Genomic DNA, 256 nt, shown 5'->3' on the forward strand with positions numbered 1-256 from the left:
AGAACATCGCAAGGAGAAACTCAGTGTTTAATCATGCGTTTTCTGCCGGTCAATATATTGCCGAATAACAGATATCGGAGCACCTGTGCAGGATGATGCCAAAAAGATAGCAACCGGAACATGTTATCCAACAGTTTAGCTCTAACGGCAGGATACTTACGTTTACGGATGATTATGGAAGTTGTTCCATTGAGTCTGAAGACAAGCTCTGAGATAGATAATTGAGGTGGATATAAGATTAACAAATGAACATGAT

The 256-nt window shown here is 39.8% G+C and carries 1 protein-coding gene; it reads right to left on the minus strand.

Going from position 1 to position 256, the window contains the following annotated elements:
- Window positions 1–20 precede the first annotated feature (20 nt).
- A partial coding sequence (locus tag HMPREF9444_RS10875) for a transposase (RefSeq protein ID WP_187363669.1) occupies window positions 21–256 on the minus strand: 236 nt, incomplete at its 5' end.

This window comes from Succinatimonas hippei YIT 12066 (assembly GCF_000188195.1).
Lineage (GTDB): Bacteria > Pseudomonadota > Gammaproteobacteria > Enterobacterales > Succinivibrionaceae > Succinatimonas > Succinatimonas hippei.